This is a genomic window from Nocardiopsis sp. NRRL B-16309, from assembly GCF_001279585.1.
In the GTDB taxonomy this organism is placed as follows: Bacteria; Actinomycetota; Actinomycetes; order Streptosporangiales; family Streptosporangiaceae; genus Nocardiopsis.
Genome location: NZ_LGEC01000148.1, coordinates 40,034 through 54,369, shown reverse-complemented (window position 1 = coordinate 54,369; position 14,336 = coordinate 40,034). Strand labels below are relative to the sequence as shown.

15 protein-coding genes are annotated in these 14,336 nt (G+C 71.0%); 9 read left to right on the top strand and 6 right to left on the bottom strand.

Annotated features, from left to right (window positions below):
* Positions 1-83: 83 nt before the first annotated feature.
* The 3 genes from ADL05_RS28660 to ADL05_RS28650 form a co-directional block, all read right to left on the bottom strand.
* The gene (locus ADL05_RS28660; RefSeq protein ID WP_053620137.1) at positions 84-401 is read right to left on the bottom strand and encodes an AzlD domain-containing protein; all 318 of its coding nucleotides are present in this window, start codon (positions 399-401) and stop codon (positions 84-86) included.
* Positions 398-1,120, bottom strand: coding sequence for an AzlC family ABC transporter permease (locus tag ADL05_RS28655; RefSeq protein WP_231640940.1), 723 nt, complete (start codon positions 1,118-1,120; stop codon positions 398-400). The genes ADL05_RS28660 and ADL05_RS28655 overlap by 4 nt, the downstream gene beginning before the upstream one ends.
* Positions 1,121-1,247: 127 nt before the next feature.
* Positions 1,248-2,105, bottom strand: a complete 858-nt coding sequence (locus ADL05_RS28650) for an AraC family transcriptional regulator (RefSeq protein WP_053620136.1) — start codon at positions 2,103-2,105, stop codon at positions 1,248-1,250.
* 143 nt (positions 2,106-2,248) lie between these two features.
* Here ADL05_RS28650 and ADL05_RS28645 point away from each other — a divergent pair, with 143 nt between their 5' ends.
* From ADL05_RS28645 to ADL05_RS28635, 3 genes are all read left to right on the top strand, one after another.
* Positions 2,249-2,713 carry a GNAT family N-acetyltransferase gene (locus tag ADL05_RS28645; RefSeq protein WP_053620135.1) on the top strand — a complete coding sequence of 155 codons (465 nt, stop codon included), beginning with the start codon at positions 2,249-2,251 and terminating at the stop codon, positions 2,711-2,713.
* Positions 2,714-2,901: 188 nt separating this feature from the next.
* Complete coding sequence (locus tag ADL05_RS28640) at positions 2,902-3,561, top strand: PaaI family thioesterase (RefSeq protein ID WP_053620223.1); 660 nt, start codon at positions 2,902-2,904, stop codon at positions 3,559-3,561.
* Between the two features lie 388 nt (positions 3,562-3,949).
* Positions 3,950-4,255 (top strand): chorismate mutase, encoded by a 306-nt coding sequence (locus tag ADL05_RS28635; RefSeq protein ID WP_053620222.1) that lies wholly within the window; start codon positions 3,950-3,952, stop codon positions 4,253-4,255.
* A gap of 176 nt (positions 4,256-4,431) precedes the next feature.
* Here the strand turns inward: ADL05_RS28635 and ADL05_RS28630 are convergent, their stop codons facing one another.
* The gene (locus tag ADL05_RS28630) at positions 4,432-5,628 is read right to left on the bottom strand and encodes an endonuclease/exonuclease/phosphatase family protein (RefSeq protein WP_082376964.1); all 1,197 of its coding nucleotides are present in this window, start codon (positions 5,626-5,628) and stop codon (positions 4,432-4,434) included.
* Positions 5,629-5,820: 192 nt separating this feature from the next.
* On the opposite strand from ADL05_RS28630, the gene ADL05_RS32225 reads away from it, so the two are divergent.
* Positions 5,821-5,943 carry a hypothetical protein gene (locus tag ADL05_RS32225; protein ID WP_255351873.1) on the top strand — a complete coding sequence of 41 codons (123 nt, stop codon included), beginning with the start codon at positions 5,821-5,823 and terminating at the stop codon, positions 5,941-5,943.
* Between the two features lie 18 nt (positions 5,944-5,961).
* Here the strand turns inward: ADL05_RS32225 and ADL05_RS28625 are convergent, their stop codons facing one another.
* Positions 5,962-6,339 carry a hypothetical protein gene (locus ADL05_RS28625; protein ID WP_156366094.1) on the bottom strand — a complete coding sequence of 126 codons (378 nt, stop codon included), beginning with the start codon at positions 6,337-6,339 and terminating at the stop codon, positions 5,962-5,964.
* A 269-nt stretch (positions 6,340-6,608) separates the two neighbouring features.
* On the opposite strand from ADL05_RS28625, the gene ADL05_RS28620 reads away from it, so the two are divergent.
* The 4 genes from ADL05_RS28620 to ADL05_RS28605 all read left to right on the top strand — a co-directional run bounded on the left by ADL05_RS28620 (position 6,609) and on the right by ADL05_RS28605 (position 12,689).
* On the top strand, positions 6,609-7,490 hold the full coding sequence (locus ADL05_RS28620) for a helix-turn-helix transcriptional regulator (protein ID WP_053620132.1): 882 nt from the start codon (positions 6,609-6,611) through the stop codon (positions 7,488-7,490).
* Positions 7,487-7,684, top strand: a complete 198-nt coding sequence (locus ADL05_RS28615) for a DUF397 domain-containing protein (RefSeq protein ID WP_053620131.1) — start codon at positions 7,487-7,489, stop codon at positions 7,682-7,684. Before ADL05_RS28620 ends, ADL05_RS28615 begins: the two co-directional genes overlap by 4 nt.
* A 400-nt stretch (positions 7,685-8,084) precedes the next feature.
* Positions 8,085-11,645 carry a DNA polymerase III subunit alpha gene (gene dnaE / locus ADL05_RS28610; protein ID WP_053620130.1) on the top strand — a complete coding sequence of 1,187 codons (3,561 nt, stop codon included), beginning with the start codon at positions 8,085-8,087 and terminating at the stop codon, positions 11,643-11,645.
* Between the two features lie 183 nt (positions 11,646-11,828).
* On the top strand, positions 11,829-12,689 hold the full coding sequence (locus tag ADL05_RS28605) for a PadR family transcriptional regulator (protein ID WP_053620129.1): 861 nt from the start codon (positions 11,829-11,831) through the stop codon (positions 12,687-12,689).
* A 32-nt stretch (positions 12,690-12,721) separates the two neighbouring features.
* Here the strand turns inward: ADL05_RS28605 and ADL05_RS28600 are convergent, their stop codons facing one another.
* Positions 12,722-13,261 (bottom strand): DinB family protein, encoded by a 540-nt coding sequence (locus ADL05_RS28600; protein ID WP_053620128.1) that lies wholly within the window; start codon positions 13,259-13,261, stop codon positions 12,722-12,724.
* A 70-nt stretch (positions 13,262-13,331) separates the two neighbouring features.
* Between ADL05_RS28600 and ADL05_RS32510 the strand changes: the two genes are divergently transcribed.
* Positions 13,332-14,327, top strand: coding sequence for a hypothetical protein (locus ADL05_RS32510; RefSeq protein ID WP_197285975.1), 996 nt, complete (start codon positions 13,332-13,334; stop codon positions 14,325-14,327).
* The last annotated feature ends 9 nt before the right edge of the window (positions 14,328-14,336 follow it).

The following is a 14,336-nucleotide window of genomic DNA, read 5'->3' as shown; positions in this document are numbered from 1 at the left end:
GTCCACTCGGCGCGCCGGGGCGCGTGCGGCCGACTCTGGCACCCGCCCCGGTGCCGGTCAAGGACGGCCGGGGCCGGGCGGGGTCAGCCCGCGCCCAGGGCCCGCAGGCCCGCGGTGGTGGCCGCCGCCGCGACGATCACCACCAGGAAGGGCGCCCGCAGCACCAGGGCGAGCACGGCCGCGCCCAGTCCGGCCATCCGCGCGGTGTCCCAGGAGAGCGCCTGGCCGTCGCCGCGCAGGGCCTCCACCGTGATGAGCGCGGCGAGCAGCGCGAGCGGGACGGCGGTGGCGAACCGCTGCAGCCACGGATTGTCGAGCAGGCGCCGGGGCGCGGACAGGCCCGCGAACTTCAACAGGTAGCAGCCCGCCGCGGTGGCGATGAGGGCGATCCACAGGGTCATGCGCGGGCCTCCTCGGCGGGTTCGGTCGCGGTCGTCGGTGCGGTGCCGACCGGGCGCACGAGTGCGACCAGGGCGGCGGAGGCGGCGAGCAGCACCGGCACGCCCGGCGGCAGCAGCGGGGTGGCGGCCAGGGCGATGCCCGCTCCCGCGACGGCGATCAGCCACGCACGGCCACCGCCCTCGCGCAGCCGGGGCCACAGCAGGCCCAGGAAGATCGCCGGTCCGACCGCGTCCAGGCCGAAGGCGTCCATGTCGCTGACGCGCTCGGTGGCCAGCGCGCCCGCCAGGGTCGTCACCACCCAGAACGAGCCGAGCACCGCGTAGGTGGTCACGAACGCCGTGCGGGCCGAGGTTCGGTCGGACTGGGCCAAGGTGATCGCGGCGGTCTCGTCGATGACGCCGTGCGCGGCGAGGGCGCGCCTGGCGCCGCGCCAGCCGAGGAGGTCGGCCAGGCGCAGCCCGTAGAGCGTGTTGCGGGCACCGAGCAGGAGGGCGCCGAGGACTCCGGCGACCAGGCTGCCGCCTCCGGCGATGACGCCGACGAGCGCGAACTGGGAGGCGCCGGTGAACGCGAACAGGCTGAGGAACAGGGCCTGTGCGGGGGACAGGCCCGCGGCCACCGCGGCCGTGCCGAAGGCCAGGCCGGCGGCGCCCACGGCGACACCGATCCCCAGGCTGTCGCGCACGGCGGGCGACTTGAGCAGAGCGAAGGTTCTCACTCGACGAACCGTAGGAAGGGTGGCCCGGTGGTGTCTTGAACGTTCTTGCGCGGGCCCCGCTGGGCTGGAGCCGAACGCCGCGGGCGGTCGCGAGCATGGTGTCACCGGGTCGTGGGCGCCCGGTGCGTCAGGAGGCCAGCAGGGCTCTCTGGTAGGCGCCGGGCGGTACGCCCAGGTGTCGCCTGAAGTGGCGGGTGAAGTGGGGCTGGTCGGCGAACCCGACCCGCGCCGCGACGTCGCCCGGCGGGTGGCCCGATCGCAGCAGGGCGCGGGCGCGGTCCACGCGCACCTGGTTGACGTAGGCGTGCGGAGGTAGGCCGTGGGCGGCGCGGAAGGCCCGGGTGAGCGCGAAGGGGCCCATACCGACCTCGGCGGCGAGTTCCTCCAGGGTGGGCGGGTCCAGCAGCCGTGCCGTGAGGACGCGGCGGGCGCGTTCCACCTCGGGGCGGGCGGAGTGCGCGGTCGGCTCGGCCACCGGAGCGCGCCCGTGCGTGCGCAGCAGCAGTCCGAGCCCCTGCCGGGTCAGGGCGGAGGCGGTCAGCGCGTCGCCGTGGTCGGCGGCCAGATGGGCGTCGACCAGGATCCGCGCGACCTCGGGGGCGTGGATGCCGGATTCGGTGAAGGCGGGGGTCCCGCGCATGCCGAGTTCGGCGGCGATGTCCCCGACGACGTCGGGGGAGGGGTAGAAGACCCGGTAGCCCCACCCCTCGGGGACGCCGGCGTGTCCGGTGTGGACCTCGCCCGGGCCGACGACGGCCAGTCCGCCCGGGCCCACACGGGCACGGCCACCGGGATGCGTGTACTCCTCGATCCCGCCGGTGATCACGCCGATGGTGTACGTGGGATGGGTGTGCCGCACGAACGACGTGGTGACGAAGCGCGCGGTGAGCAGTTCGGTGCCGGGCAGACCCGGGAAGCGCCAGTAGCGCGCGTGCTCCACGCGCGGATCCTCGACGTTCGGGTGTACGTCCCTGGGCTGGCCCATACGTCCAGATTAGGTCCCGGCACGGGGGCGCCCGCACTGGCGCCGGTTGGGGTCGCGGGGTGGTCGGTGCCGGTCGGCGGGGCCCTGTTCCTCGGCCCCGGTGCCCGGTCGCCGGCCGTCGACGCACCCGCTAGCCTGCGGGGATGAGCACGAATGAACTTGTGATCCGCCTGGCCGAGGACGCCCGCGACCTCGCCGCGGTGTTCGTCATCCGCGGTGCCGTGTTCGTCGCCGAGCAGGAGGTCCCCATCGAGGAGGAGTGGGACGGCCGCGACCCGGCCGCGGACCAGTTCGTGGCGCTGCTCGACGGGGTGCCGGTCGGCACGGTGCGGCTCGTGGCCCAGGGCGGAGCCGACGGCGGTACCGGCGGGGAGTCGGGGCTGCTGGGACGCCTGGCGGTACTGCCCAAGGGCCGGGGATCGGGCACGGGTGCCGCGCTGGTCAAAGCTGTGGAGGAGCGGGCCCGCGAGCGCGGGTTCTCCTCGGTGGAGCTGCACGCCCAGACGCACGCCCTCGGCTTCTACGAGCGGCTCGGCTACACCGCGCACGGTGAGGAGTTCCTCGACGCCGGGATCCCGCACCTGCACATGGTGCGTCGGCTCGACTGATCCCGGGTGGTCCGGTGCGCGGCCGAGCGGTCACGACCGGCCGGGTGACCAGGCACGACAGGGCGCACTTGCGATGGTGTGACGGGGAGCGCACGGTTCGGAGATGTCTTCCTCGAATACTACCGAGTAGGATTCGGTTCGGTGTGGGTGACTCCACGCCCCAGCACCACCGATCCGACGAGGAACACATGACGGTCCACACCCAGCCGGTCGCCGAAGCCCCCGACCCCCGGTCCTTCGGTCTCCCCGTGGTCGAGGACGGCTCCATCCCCGCCGAGCTGCGCTCCCTGGTGTCCCGCGTGCACGACCTCATCGACGCGGTCGCCAACACCGGCGCCGACAGGGAGACCCTGGCCGAGGCCGCCGCCGTCGTCGAGGACCTCACGGGACGGCTCGACGTCGACCGCCGCCAGATCGGCACCATGGTCGAGCGCACGATGTCCGACGGCACGACCGAGTACGGCACCATCACCAACATCGTCTCGGGCGACACCAACCCCGTCGCCCCGCCGCTCTTCCTCGAACGCGTCCCCGGTGGGCTGCGCGGCGAGGTCACCCTCAACACCGTCTACCAGGGGCCGCCCGGGCTCGCGCACGGCGGCTGGGTCGCCGCGCTCCTGGACCAGGCCATCGGGAGTGCCTCCGCGGTCGAGACCAGCCCCGGCCTGACCGCCAAGCTGGAAGTGAACTTCCGCAGGCCCACGCCGCTGTTCACCCCGTTGGAGGTCGTCGGCCGCGTGGATCGGACCGACGGCCGTAAGGTCTTCGTCTCCGGCGAGATCCGCGCCCACGGCGAGGTCACCGCCGAGGCGACCGCCCTGATGATCCGCGTCGAACTTCCGCACTAGGCCACGGCGGCGGCTCGGCCGTTCAGGACCCGCCCGTTCCTGCGGCGCGGTGCCCCGCCGCTTCCGCCGCCCTCCGTGGCACCTCGGGGCACCCGGTGATACCCCGTGGGCCATTCCGTGGGAGGGAACACGGGCCCCACGCTCCCCACGCGGTGCTCGGACCCGGTACAGTCGTCCCCATGACCCACCGCAGCTATGTGTTTAGCCAGCCGACGCACCCGTCGGCCGCGCTCGCATAGGCGGATCAGGGAACGTCGGCAACAGAGCACTCGGGCGATCGCGCCCCGGTGCTCTTTCGTTTTCCAGGCGGCCGACGCTCCCCACGCGCACCCAGTCCGGCGGAACGGACGGCCGCACCGCGACCGGTTCACACCCGTTGGAGGCCACCGTGCACACCCCGACCACCACTCCCGCGCCCGACGAGCGCATCCGCGAACTCCGCGGCCGCATCGACCGGATGGACGCCGAGCTGGCCGCGCTCCTGGAGCGCCGCGCGCTCGTCGCCGCCGAGGTGCAGCGGCTCAAGCCCGTCGGGTACTTCGCCGGCCGCGACCCGCGCCGCGAGCGCGAACTGGTCGAGCGCATGGCCGAGCACGCGCCGCGCCTGGGGGCCGAGCGGCTCTCCGCCATCATGGACAGCGTGATCAGCGCCGGTCTGTCCGCCGCCCAGGAGGACGCCGAACGGCGGAGGTGAAGAGCCGCGCCGCGGCGGCACGCGTGGCCGTGGGCGGACCCCACCGCGCACAGGACCACGGCGCGGGCACACGGGAGGGCGCGGTGTGAGATTCAGCCCGGGTGCACGGGTTCCACGGCGTGGACGCACCCGCTCCACGGAGCGGCGCGCGTGGGTTCACGGCGGGGCGGCCGGGTTCACCGGCACGCCACGTCCACCCACACCAGGCGGTGGTCGGAGCTGGGGAACGGACAGTCCCCGGTGAGCCGGAAGAGCGGGTCGTCCGGCGCGGGCCAGAACACGCCCGCGCCACGCACGCCCAGGTCGGCCGACGGCAGCACGTAGTCGGCGCGCAGGTGCCCGGTCGCCGCCGGTGCGGCCGGGTCAACGGCCGCCCGGCCCAGCCCGCCCCGGCTGGAGGGGCGGGGGTCGGTGATCCCCGGGTGCTCCAGGAGCTGACGGATCGCCTCGGGGTGGCCGTCGCCCGCGCGGGGGTCGGCGTTGAGGTCGCCCGCGACCACGAACGGGGCGCCCGGGGCCAGGCCGCCCCGGTGCCCGGCGTCGTCGTACAGGTGTGAGGCGCCGGGGGAGAGGTAGTCGACCCAGAACCGGATCTCGTCGTGGTTGCGCAGGACGTTGCGCCGCTCGGGGCCGTCGAAGGCCGGGGGCGTGGGGTGGCTCGCCAGCAGGTGCACGGGACGACGGCCGCCGACGTCCACCGGGACGTCCCAGTGGCTCTTGGACGACAGCCGCAGCACCGCCAGGGCCCCGGGCGAGTGGAACGGATCCCCGGTGTCGGGGCGCACCGGCAGCAGGGCGCCCGGCAGGTCCGCCCACCGGAACTCGCGGAAGGTCCGGACCCGGTCGGTCAGCAGGGGGTACCGCGAGAACACGGCCATCCCGTACTGGCCTGGGAAGAGCCCGAACCCGAACGCGTCCCTGGCATAGGCCGTGCTCCCCGGCGCCGTGACCACCCGCCCGTCGCCGTCCAGGTCCGCCCCGGACGGCACCCCGGTGTTCACCGGGGCCGTGTAGAGGTAGGGGAAGTCCACGCCCTCCGCGCCGCCCCGGCCCACCGCCAGGTAGGAGTCCTGGAAGAGCCGGGGGCCGAGCCCGTGGTGGTCGTGGTCGAACTCGGTGACCAGCAGCACGTCGGGGCGCACCCACTGGACGATCTCGGCGACGTTCCCGATCTGGGGGTGGTCCGGCGCGGACAGCTCCCTCAGCAAGGTCCCCGGGGTCGGTCGGGACAGGGCGGCGTTGAACGTCGCGAAGCGCACCGCGCCCTCGGGCGGAGGCGGCGGCACCGACGGCGACGCACCCGGGGCGGGAGGGACGGGTCGCACCCCGGACGCCGTCAGCACGAGCGTGGCGGTCGAGCTGCGGTGGCGCATGGTCGGGATCCTCTCGGGGCGGATGTGGAGGAACGGTACCGCCGGGAGGGCGACCGTGTGTCCACAGGCGTCGAAAAGGTCTTGGACCGGCCCGCCCGCCTTGCTTCAACGCGTTCTAGCGAGGAATCCCGGTCGATCACGACCGGGAGGAATCGCTTCCCTCACCCGCCCGAACGGTCAGTCCGTGTGTTTTTGCTGGTCGATGTACTCAGCACGGCCGCGGCCCGCTCCCGGATCCACCGGGCGCTCACCGGCGAACGGGCCTTCCGCGAGCCCTGGCTGCGCGACCTCGCCCGCACCCTCCGCCCCCGCTGAACCGCCCTCCCGCGTACGTCAGTGTGCCTCCCCGGCACCGCTGACGGATCGGAGCCCGTGAACCGGAGATCCGTCGAAGGCCGCGTCGCCCGGCACGGGCTCCGGATCGACCCAGGACACGTATGTCCGAGCGTCCCCAACAGTGCACACCCGAAGGGCGGTGCGAAGGGAACCGAACCTTCCGTGAACGGGCGCGGTGTCGCCGGTCAGGACGACACGGCCGTCGCGGAAGCGCTGGCCCCACGCGAGGATGACGCCGTCGTACTCGTCGAAGTCCATTGCGAAGACCGCGAACCGGCGGGGAGCCTCTTCGGAGGCCAGGGCATCGGCTTCGGCACGTAGCGCTTCGGGCGTGATCGTCAGAGTGTTGGACCGGCACGTGCTGTTGTTCTCCATGCACCGAGGTTGGGACACGAACGTCACCCTGCGCTACCGGTTCCCGCTCACCACAGGAGCCGTGGGTTCTCGTCCGAAATGCCGGATGGCCTGTGGAGGGCTGTGGGCAGGCGCTATCCGCTGTGACCACGGATGAGGGAACGGTGACCAGGTGATCGAACTCGGCCTGTGGAAAGCCCCCACCGACAGTGAACGTAGAACTACGCTGAGAAGGCCGTTCGCTGGGATCGGCGACACGGTCACCCCCTCGCCCCTACCGGAGTGCTGTCATGACTGACCTGCGCGTAGTCCCCGATGAAGAGCCGGACGAGCCGCAGCGCCCGACTCCACTGGCGCTCAGGTACTACGCGAGCGAACTCAAGCGCCATCGCGAGGCAGCGGGTCTGACGCAGGCGCAGCTCGCCGATCAGATCCCGTACTCCAAGTCCATGGTGTCGATGATCGAGACCGCCAAACGGTCGCCGCTGGACGCCCGCGAGGGCGACAGGGCCACATCCAAGTTCACTGCGTACTGCGACCAGGTACTCAACACCGGGGGTGCCCTCAGCCGGATACTCCCCTTGTTGGAGGACGCCGCCGAGGCCTACCCGCCATGGTTCAGGCCCTACGCGAACCTGGAGGCCGAGGCGACGGCGATCTACATCTTCCAATCACAGTCGATACCCGGACTGCTCCAGACGGAGGAGTACGCCCAAGCGCTGGCCCGATGCCTGTACCCGGCTCCCACCGAGACGGAAGTCGGACGTCTGGTCACTGCTCGCATCAAACGTCAGGAGATCCTGGAACGGCAGGAACCACCGCACCTCTTCTTCGTCATCGACGAAGCGGTCCTCAAACGGTGCGTAGTGACAGGCGCGGAGAAGAGGCAACAGCTCCAGAGGTTGATCGACATCTCCCAGCGCCCGACTGTCAAGCTGCTTGTCGTCCCCTTCACCATTGGTGGCCATCCAGCCATCGACGGGTCGCATGTCATCCTCGATCTGCCGGAGGGTGAGTCCGCACTGTACGTTGAGGGCCCGGGAAGCGCGACCGTCACCACTGTTCCCAGTGAGGTGAGGTCTGCGCAGCTGCGCTTCCTCGCTTTGTGCAGCACTGCACTACCGCCGTCTCTGTCGGCGGAGATGATCAAGAAGTACATGGGAGAGACATGAACAGGACCCCCTCCGCGACGGGTATGCAGTGGCGGAAGTCCTCCTACAGCAGTGCCCAAGGCGGCGAGTGCGTGGAGGTGGCCGAGGGTGATCACGGCATGAACCTTCGGGACTCCAGGAATCCCGGACTGGGCTACTTCTTCTTCGATTCGGATGAGTGGAGAGCATTCCTCACGTCCGCTGAACGGAGCTGACCTCTTCAGCCCTGCTGGGGTCAGGGGCATCTGGCTTCCGATTGAGCTGACCGAGTTCTCCCGAGGCCCAGGCCGGGTGGCGGGACGTGCGGTTTGGAGATGGGAACCCTGGTCACCACCTCTCTGTGAGCAGGCACCCGGGATGCCCGAAGGTCCTGTGACCGCCTGTGGGTACGGGTCGCCCACTGTGAGCGGCATTCCGGTGTCCGGGGTTCCGTGACCGGGCATCGCTACGGCAGGCCGAACTGGACGGCGGTTCCAGGACCACCTCTCACCGCTGGGCTCGTGTCTTCGTGGCACGGGCCCAGTCGGTTGTCCACAGGGGGCCGCGAGAGTCGTGGGAAAGTCGTAGGCTCGGGAGCATCACCAGTCCATCGACCCTCCTGGGGGCACCCGAGCCATGGCCGACTCGTTCACCCATCTGCACGTCCACACCGAGTACTCGATGCTGGACGGCGCCGCGAAGCTGAAGCCCCTGTTCAAGGAGGCCGCGCGGTTGGAGATGCCTGCGGTCGCCATGACCGACCACGGCAACATGTTCGGGGCCTACGAGTTCTACCAGCAGTCCAAGGGCTCGGGCGTCAAACCCATCATCGGCATCGAGGCCTACGTCGCGCCGGAGTCGCGCTTCCACAAGAAGCGGGTGTTCTGGGGCCGGGCCAGCGGTTCCGACGACGCCTCGGGTGAAGGCGGCAAGGACATCTCCGGTGGCGGTCGTTTCCTGCACATGACGATGCTGGCGCAGAACGCGACCGGGCTGCGCAACCTCTTCAAGATGTCCTCGCTGGCGTCCATGGAGGGCTACTACATGAAGCCCCGGATGGACCTGGACCTCATGGCGGAGAACAGCGAGGGCATCATCGTCTCGACGGGGTGCCCGTCCGGCGGTGTGCAGACGCGGCTGCGGCTGGGCCAGGAGAAGGAGGCGATCGAGTACGCCGCCAAGCTCCAGGACATCTTCGGCAGGGAGAACGTCTTCCTGGAGCTGATGGACCACGGCGTCGACATCGAGAAGCAGGTCCGCGACGGCCTGCTCGAGGTCGGCCGCGAGCTGAACATCCCGCCGCTGGTGACCAACGACTCCCACTACGTGTACGAGAGCCAGGCCTCCGCGCACGACGCCCTGCTGGCCGTGGGAGTGGGCAAGAACCTGGACGACCCCACCCGGTTCCGCTTCAACGGCTCGGGCTACTACCTCAAGACCCCGGACGAGATGCGCGGCCTGCTCGACTTCGACGAGTGGGCCCAGGGCTGCAAGAACACCCTGCTCATCGCCGAGCGGATCGAGCCGGACGCCTACGACTCGGTGTTCGCCCATCGCGACCTCATGCCCGCCTTCCCCATCCCCGAGGGTGAGACCGAGTCCTCCTGGCTGCGCAAGGAGGTCGAGCGCTGCCTGCCGAGCCGCTACCCCGACGGGGTCAGCGCCGAGTACCGCCAGCGCGTCGACTACGAACTCGGCATCATCAACGAGATGGGCTTCCCGGCCTACTTCCTCGTCGTCGCCGACATCTGCCAGTACGCGCGCCGCGAGGGCATCGCGCTGGGGCCGGGCCGCGGCTCGGCCGCCGGGTCGATGGTCGCCTACGTCCTGGGCATCACCGACCTCGACCCGATGGCGCACGGCCTGCTGTTCGAACGGTTCCTCAACCCGGAACGCGTCAGCATGCCCGATGTCGACCTGGACTTCGACGAGCGTCGGCGCACCGAGATGATCGACTACGTCACCCGCCTGTACGGCGAGGAGCGCGTCGCGCAGATCCTCACCTTCGGCACCATCAAGGCCAAGGCCGCCGTGAAGGACTCCACGCGCATCCTCGGCATGCCCTACTCGGTCGGCGACCAGATCACCAAGGCCTTCCCCGCCGCCGTGGGCGGGGCGGAGATCCCGCTGGACGCGGTGTTCAACACCGACCACGAGCGGTACCCGGAGACCACGGAGCTGCGCAACCTGGTCGAGAACGACCCGCAGGTCTCCAAGGTCATGGAGACCGCGCGGGGTATCGAGGGCCTGACCCGCGGCACGGGTGTGCACGCCGCCGGCGTCATCCTGTCCCGCGACCCGCTGCTCGACGTCATCCCGCTGCACAAGCGCGACACCGACGGCGCCATCATCACCGGCTTTCCCTACCCTCAGTGCGAGGACATGGGTCTGCTCAAGATGGACTTCCTGGGCCTGCGCAACCTCACGATCATCGACGACGCGGTCAAGAGCATCAAGGAAGCCGAGGGTGTGGACCTGGACATGTCCAAGGTCCCCCTGGACGACAAGAAGGCGTACAAGCTCCTGGCCCGCGGCGACACCCTGGGCGTGTTCCAGCTCGACGGCGGCGCCATGCGCAACCTGCTCAAGCGGATGGAACCGAAGAACTTCGGCGACATCACGGCCGTGATCTCGCTGTACCGGCCGGGCCCGATGGCCGCCAACGCGCACAACGACTACGCGGACCGGTCGAACGGGCGCCAGGACGTCACCCCGATCCACCCGGAGCTCAAGGAAGCGCTGGACCCCATCCTCGGCGAGACGTATCACCTGATCGTCTACCAGGAGCAGATCATGGCCATCGCCCAGCAGATGGCCGGGTACAGCCTGGGCGGCGCCGACCTGATGCGCCGCGCGATGGGCAAGAAGAAGAAGGAGGCCCTGGAGAAGGAGTTCGAGAAGTTCTCCGCCGGGATGATCGAGAAGGGCTTCTCCCGGGAGTCCATGCAGGCGATCTGGGACGTCATGCTCCCCTTCGCCGGGTACGCGTTCAACAAGTCGCACGCGGCCGGATACGCCCTCGTCGCGTACTGGACCGCCTACCTCAAGGCCAACTACCCCGCCGCGTACATGGCCGCGCTGCTGACCTCGGTCAGTGACGACAAGGACAAGATGGCGGTCTACCTGGCCGAGTGCCGCGCGCAGGGCATCAAGGTGCTGCCGCCGGACGTCAACGAGTCCGGTCTGCGCTTCACCCCGGTCGGCCGGGACATCCGCTTCGGCATGGGCGCGGTCCGCAACGTCGGCGCGAACGTGGTCAACTCGATCATCAAGACCCGCACGGAGAAGGGCAAGTTCACCTCCTTCACCGACTTCCTGTCCAAGATCGAACTCGCCGCCTGCAACAAGAGGGTCATCGAGTCGCTGGTCAAGGCGGGCGGATTCGACTCCCTGGGCCAGCCGCGGCGCGAGCTGTACCGCCACCACGAGACCGCGGTGGACGGCATGATCAGCTCCAAGAAGCAGGAGGCGCACGGCCAGTTCGACCTGTTCGGCGGAGGCGACGACGAGGACTCCACCCCCATCGGGCTCAACATCAACTGGGGCGACGAGGAGTGGGACCGCAAGACCAAGCTCGCCTTCGAGCGGGAGATGCTGGGCCTGTACGTCTCCAGCCACCCGCTGGCCGGGGCCGAGCGGGTGCTGGCGCGCTCGCGGGACACCTCGATCGCGCAGGTCGTGGCGGGGGAGATGGCGCGCGAACGCGGTGAGGTGCGGATCGCGGGCCTGATCTCCAAGGTGGACAAGCGCACCAACAAGGCGGGCAACCAGTGGGCGATCGCCACGGTGGAGGACCTGGACGCCTCGATGGAGGTCCTGTTCTTCCCCAAGACGTATCCGCTGTACGTGGACGCCCTGCTGGAGGACACCGCGGTCACCGTCAAGGGCCGGCTCAACGACCGCGACGGCACGTACTCGATGTTCGCCTCGGAGATGTCGATCCTGGACATCTCCCACGTCACCGAGGGCGAACCGCCGGTGCTGCTGACCGTGGACGAGAAGCGGCTCACGCCGGAACTGGTGGCCGACCTGCGCCAGGTGCTGGACACCCACAAGGGAGAGACCCCGGTCCGCATCCGGGTGGACAACCCGGTCCGGTCGCGGATCTACGCCGTGGACAAGTACACGGTCCGGATCTCCCCGGAGTTCAACGGTGAGATGAAGAGCCTGCTGGGGGCGTACGCGGTCGACTACTGACCGCCGGACCCGCCGGACCTACTGAACCCGACGGACCCGCACGACCCCGAAGTCCCCGCGTGCCCCACGGCGCGCGGGGACTTCGTCGTGCTCGCACTTGCCATGGCGAAGTTAGCGATATATCTTTGAGCTATCGCGACTTACCAAGACAGTCGCGCTGTATCGATCGAAGGAGAACACACCATGAGTGCCATGGCACTTCCCGGTCCCTGGTCCTGGAACGCGCGCGGCGGACGTTCCGGCCGTGCCGGGCGTTCGCGCGGATTCTGGGGCTGGGCCCCGGGCGAGGACTCCCGCGGTCCGCTGCACGGCCGCCACGGGGAACACCACGGCGGTGGGCCCCACGGACACGACGACGGCGGACCACGCGGGCACCGGGCCCAGTTCGGGCCGCCGCCGCCCACCCCGCCCCAGCCCCCGTTCGGCCCCCCGCCTCCCGGCGTCCCCCCGTGGGGAGGTGGCCACCCTGGACACCCCTTCGGCGGGTTCGGCCCCGGGGGCGGGTTCGGCCCCGGCCGGGGCGGGCGCGGTGGCCGCGGCGGACACCGCGCCAAGCGCGGAGACGTGCGCACCGGCATCCTGCTGCTGCTCGCCGAGGAGTCGCGCAGCGGCTACGAGATCATCCGCGAGGGCCGGGAGCGCAGCGGCGGGATGTGGCGGCCCAGCCCAGGCTCCGTCTACCCGATGCTCCAGCAGTTGGAGGACGAGGGCCTGGTCGTCCAGGAGGAAGGTGAGGGCCGCCGCCGTCCCTACCGGCTCACGGAGGAGGGCGTCGACTACCTGGAGGAGAACGCCGCCGGACTCACCCCGCCCTGGGAGGCGGTGGCCGACGCCTACGCCGACAGCCGGTCCCGTTACGAGGACATCGGCAACCTCGCCTACCAGCTGAGCGCCGCCGCCGCGCAGGTCGCGCAGGCGGGCACCGACGAACAGGTGGAGCGGGCCAAGCGGCTCCTGGGCGACTCGACGCGGAGCCTGTACCGGATCCTCGCCGAGGAGGACACCGGGCCGGCCGCCCCGGAGGCGGACGCCAGCGACGACTGACCCGCCCGCGACGCCGCGGCCGAGCGCGGGGGCTATTCGCCGGTGGTGCCGTCGGCGAGTTCGCGCAGCACGTCCAGGTGCCCGTTGTGCCGGGCGGTCTCCTCGATCATGTGCACCAGCACCCACCGCAGGGTCGTGCGCCCCCGCTGGTCGGTGATCGCCCGGGCGGAACTGCCCAGTTCGAGCCGGGCGGTGATCTCCCGCGAGCGCGCGCACTGGGCGTCGTACTCGTCCAGGAGCTCGGTGAGCGGCCGGTGCAGCCCCGCCCGGAACTCCCCGTCGGGTTCCGCTGCGGAGTAGGGCGCCGGATGCGGTTGGTTGAGGAGCACCACCTCGAACCAGAACCCCTCCACCCAGCGCAGGTGGGAGACGATGGCGCCGATACTCATCAGCGGTGACGCCGGCAGGGGCGTGGCGGAGGACAGCTCAGGAGCCAGACCCGCGCACTTGACCCGCACCGTGGACCGGTGCCAGTCCAGCCAGGACAGGAGCATCGTGCGCTCGTCCGCGGCCATCGGCGGGTCGACACGCGTCGACGCGGACAGGGTGACAGGGCTGTTCATGTCGCTCATGCCGGTATTCTCCTTCCGGCCATGCCCCGAGGCCACCGGTTTTCGGGGTGACGGGGACGGGGAGGTCCGGATGACCGAGGACAGGCGGCCCGCGGGGGTACGACGCCAACTGATCGTGGGGGCGTGCCTGTTCGGAGGCGTGGCGCTGCTGGGTGCGCTCCTCGGGCCGCTGTGGTGGGAGCTGGTTCCCGTCCGGGCCGAGGGCACCTCGCTGGGAGACGGCGAGGTCTTCACCGGTACGAGCCAGGACGTGTTCGCCGCCGAGGGCTACTTCGTCGTCATGACCTCGATCGCCGGGCTGGTCACCGGCTACACCGCCTACATGGTGCAGTTCCCGCTGGCGCGGCGGATGTTCCAGGACCTGCGGCTGGTGTGCCTGCTGGCGGGGTTCGCGGGTTCGGTCGCGGCCACGCTGCTCACCTGGCGGATCGGCGTCGCACTGGACGCCCCGCTGCACGCCGCCATGGCGGCGGCCGAACCGGGGGAGACCGTCGAGGTCGGCCTCCGGCTGCGTGCCACCGCCTTCCTGGTGGCCTGGCCCTTCGTCTTCGCCCTGCAGTACGCGCTGCTGGATCTGATCAGTGCGATCCGCCGTGACCAGCCTGGTGTGCCGGAGCGGACGTCAGCGCGCAGCCCCGTCGTCGTCGGGGCGCCCGACCCCGGCTTCGGAGACTCCGACCGCGGTTCCGTGCCCGGTTCGGACCCTGCTCCCGGGGCCGGTCACGCAGACGACAGCGGTCCCGCAGCCGCTTCCGACCATGCTCCCGGAACCGGTCACGAGCGCGAGAGTGCCGCCGAGCGCGGCTCCGCGTCCAGCCCTGGACAGGGGGCCGACCACCGTCCCGACCACGACCGCGGCCCCGCGCCCGCCACCGACCGCAGTGCCGCTTCCGATCCTGCCGCCGGCCCCGCTAACGACCCCGCCGCCGACCGGCCCGCCGGCCACGGCGGGGATCCCGAGCCGGGCCGCGACACACCGCGGGCCCCGGCGCGGGGCGGACGCTCGTCGCGTCCGCCCACCCATCGGGGCCCGTCCGACGGCCGACCGCGGGCCGACGAGGCCTGACTCGCCGCC

Coding starts and splice junctions, on each gene's coding strand:
- ADL05_RS28625 (WP_156366094.1), bottom strand. CDS start 6,339: ATGGAGAACAACAGCACGTGCCGGTCCAACACTCTGACGATCACGCCC.
- ADL05_RS28660 (WP_053620137.1), bottom strand. CDS start 401: ATGACCCTGTGGATCGCCCTCATCGCCACCGCGGCGGGCTGCTACCTG.
- ADL05_RS28640 (WP_053620223.1), top strand. CDS start 2,902: ATGACGGTCCACACCCAGCCGGTCGCCGAAGCCCCCGACCCCCGGTCC.
- ADL05_RS28620 (WP_053620132.1), top strand. CDS start 6,609: ATGACTGACCTGCGCGTAGTCCCCGATGAAGAGCCGGACGAGCCGCAG.
- ADL05_RS28650 (WP_053620136.1), bottom strand. CDS start 2,105: ATGGGCCAGCCCAGGGACGTACACCCGAACGTCGAGGATCCGCGCGTG.
- ADL05_RS28615 (WP_053620131.1), top strand. CDS start 7,487: ATGAACAGGACCCCCTCCGCGACGGGTATGCAGTGGCGGAAGTCCTCC.
- ADL05_RS28630 (WP_082376964.1), bottom strand. CDS start 5,628: ATGCGCCACCGCAGCTCGACCGCCACGCTCGTGCTGACGGCGTCCGGG.
- dnaE (WP_053620130.1), top strand. CDS start 8,085: ATGGCCGACTCGTTCACCCATCTGCACGTCCACACCGAGTACTCGATG.
- ADL05_RS28600 (WP_053620128.1), bottom strand. CDS start 13,261: ATGAGCGACATGAACAGCCCTGTCACCCTGTCCGCGTCGACGCGTGTC.
- ADL05_RS32510 (WP_197285975.1), top strand. CDS start 13,332: ATGACCGAGGACAGGCGGCCCGCGGGGGTACGACGCCAACTGATCGTG.
- ADL05_RS28645 (WP_053620135.1), top strand. CDS start 2,249: ATGAGCACGAATGAACTTGTGATCCGCCTGGCCGAGGACGCCCGCGAC.
- ADL05_RS28605 (WP_053620129.1), top strand. CDS start 11,829: ATGAGTGCCATGGCACTTCCCGGTCCCTGGTCCTGGAACGCGCGCGGC.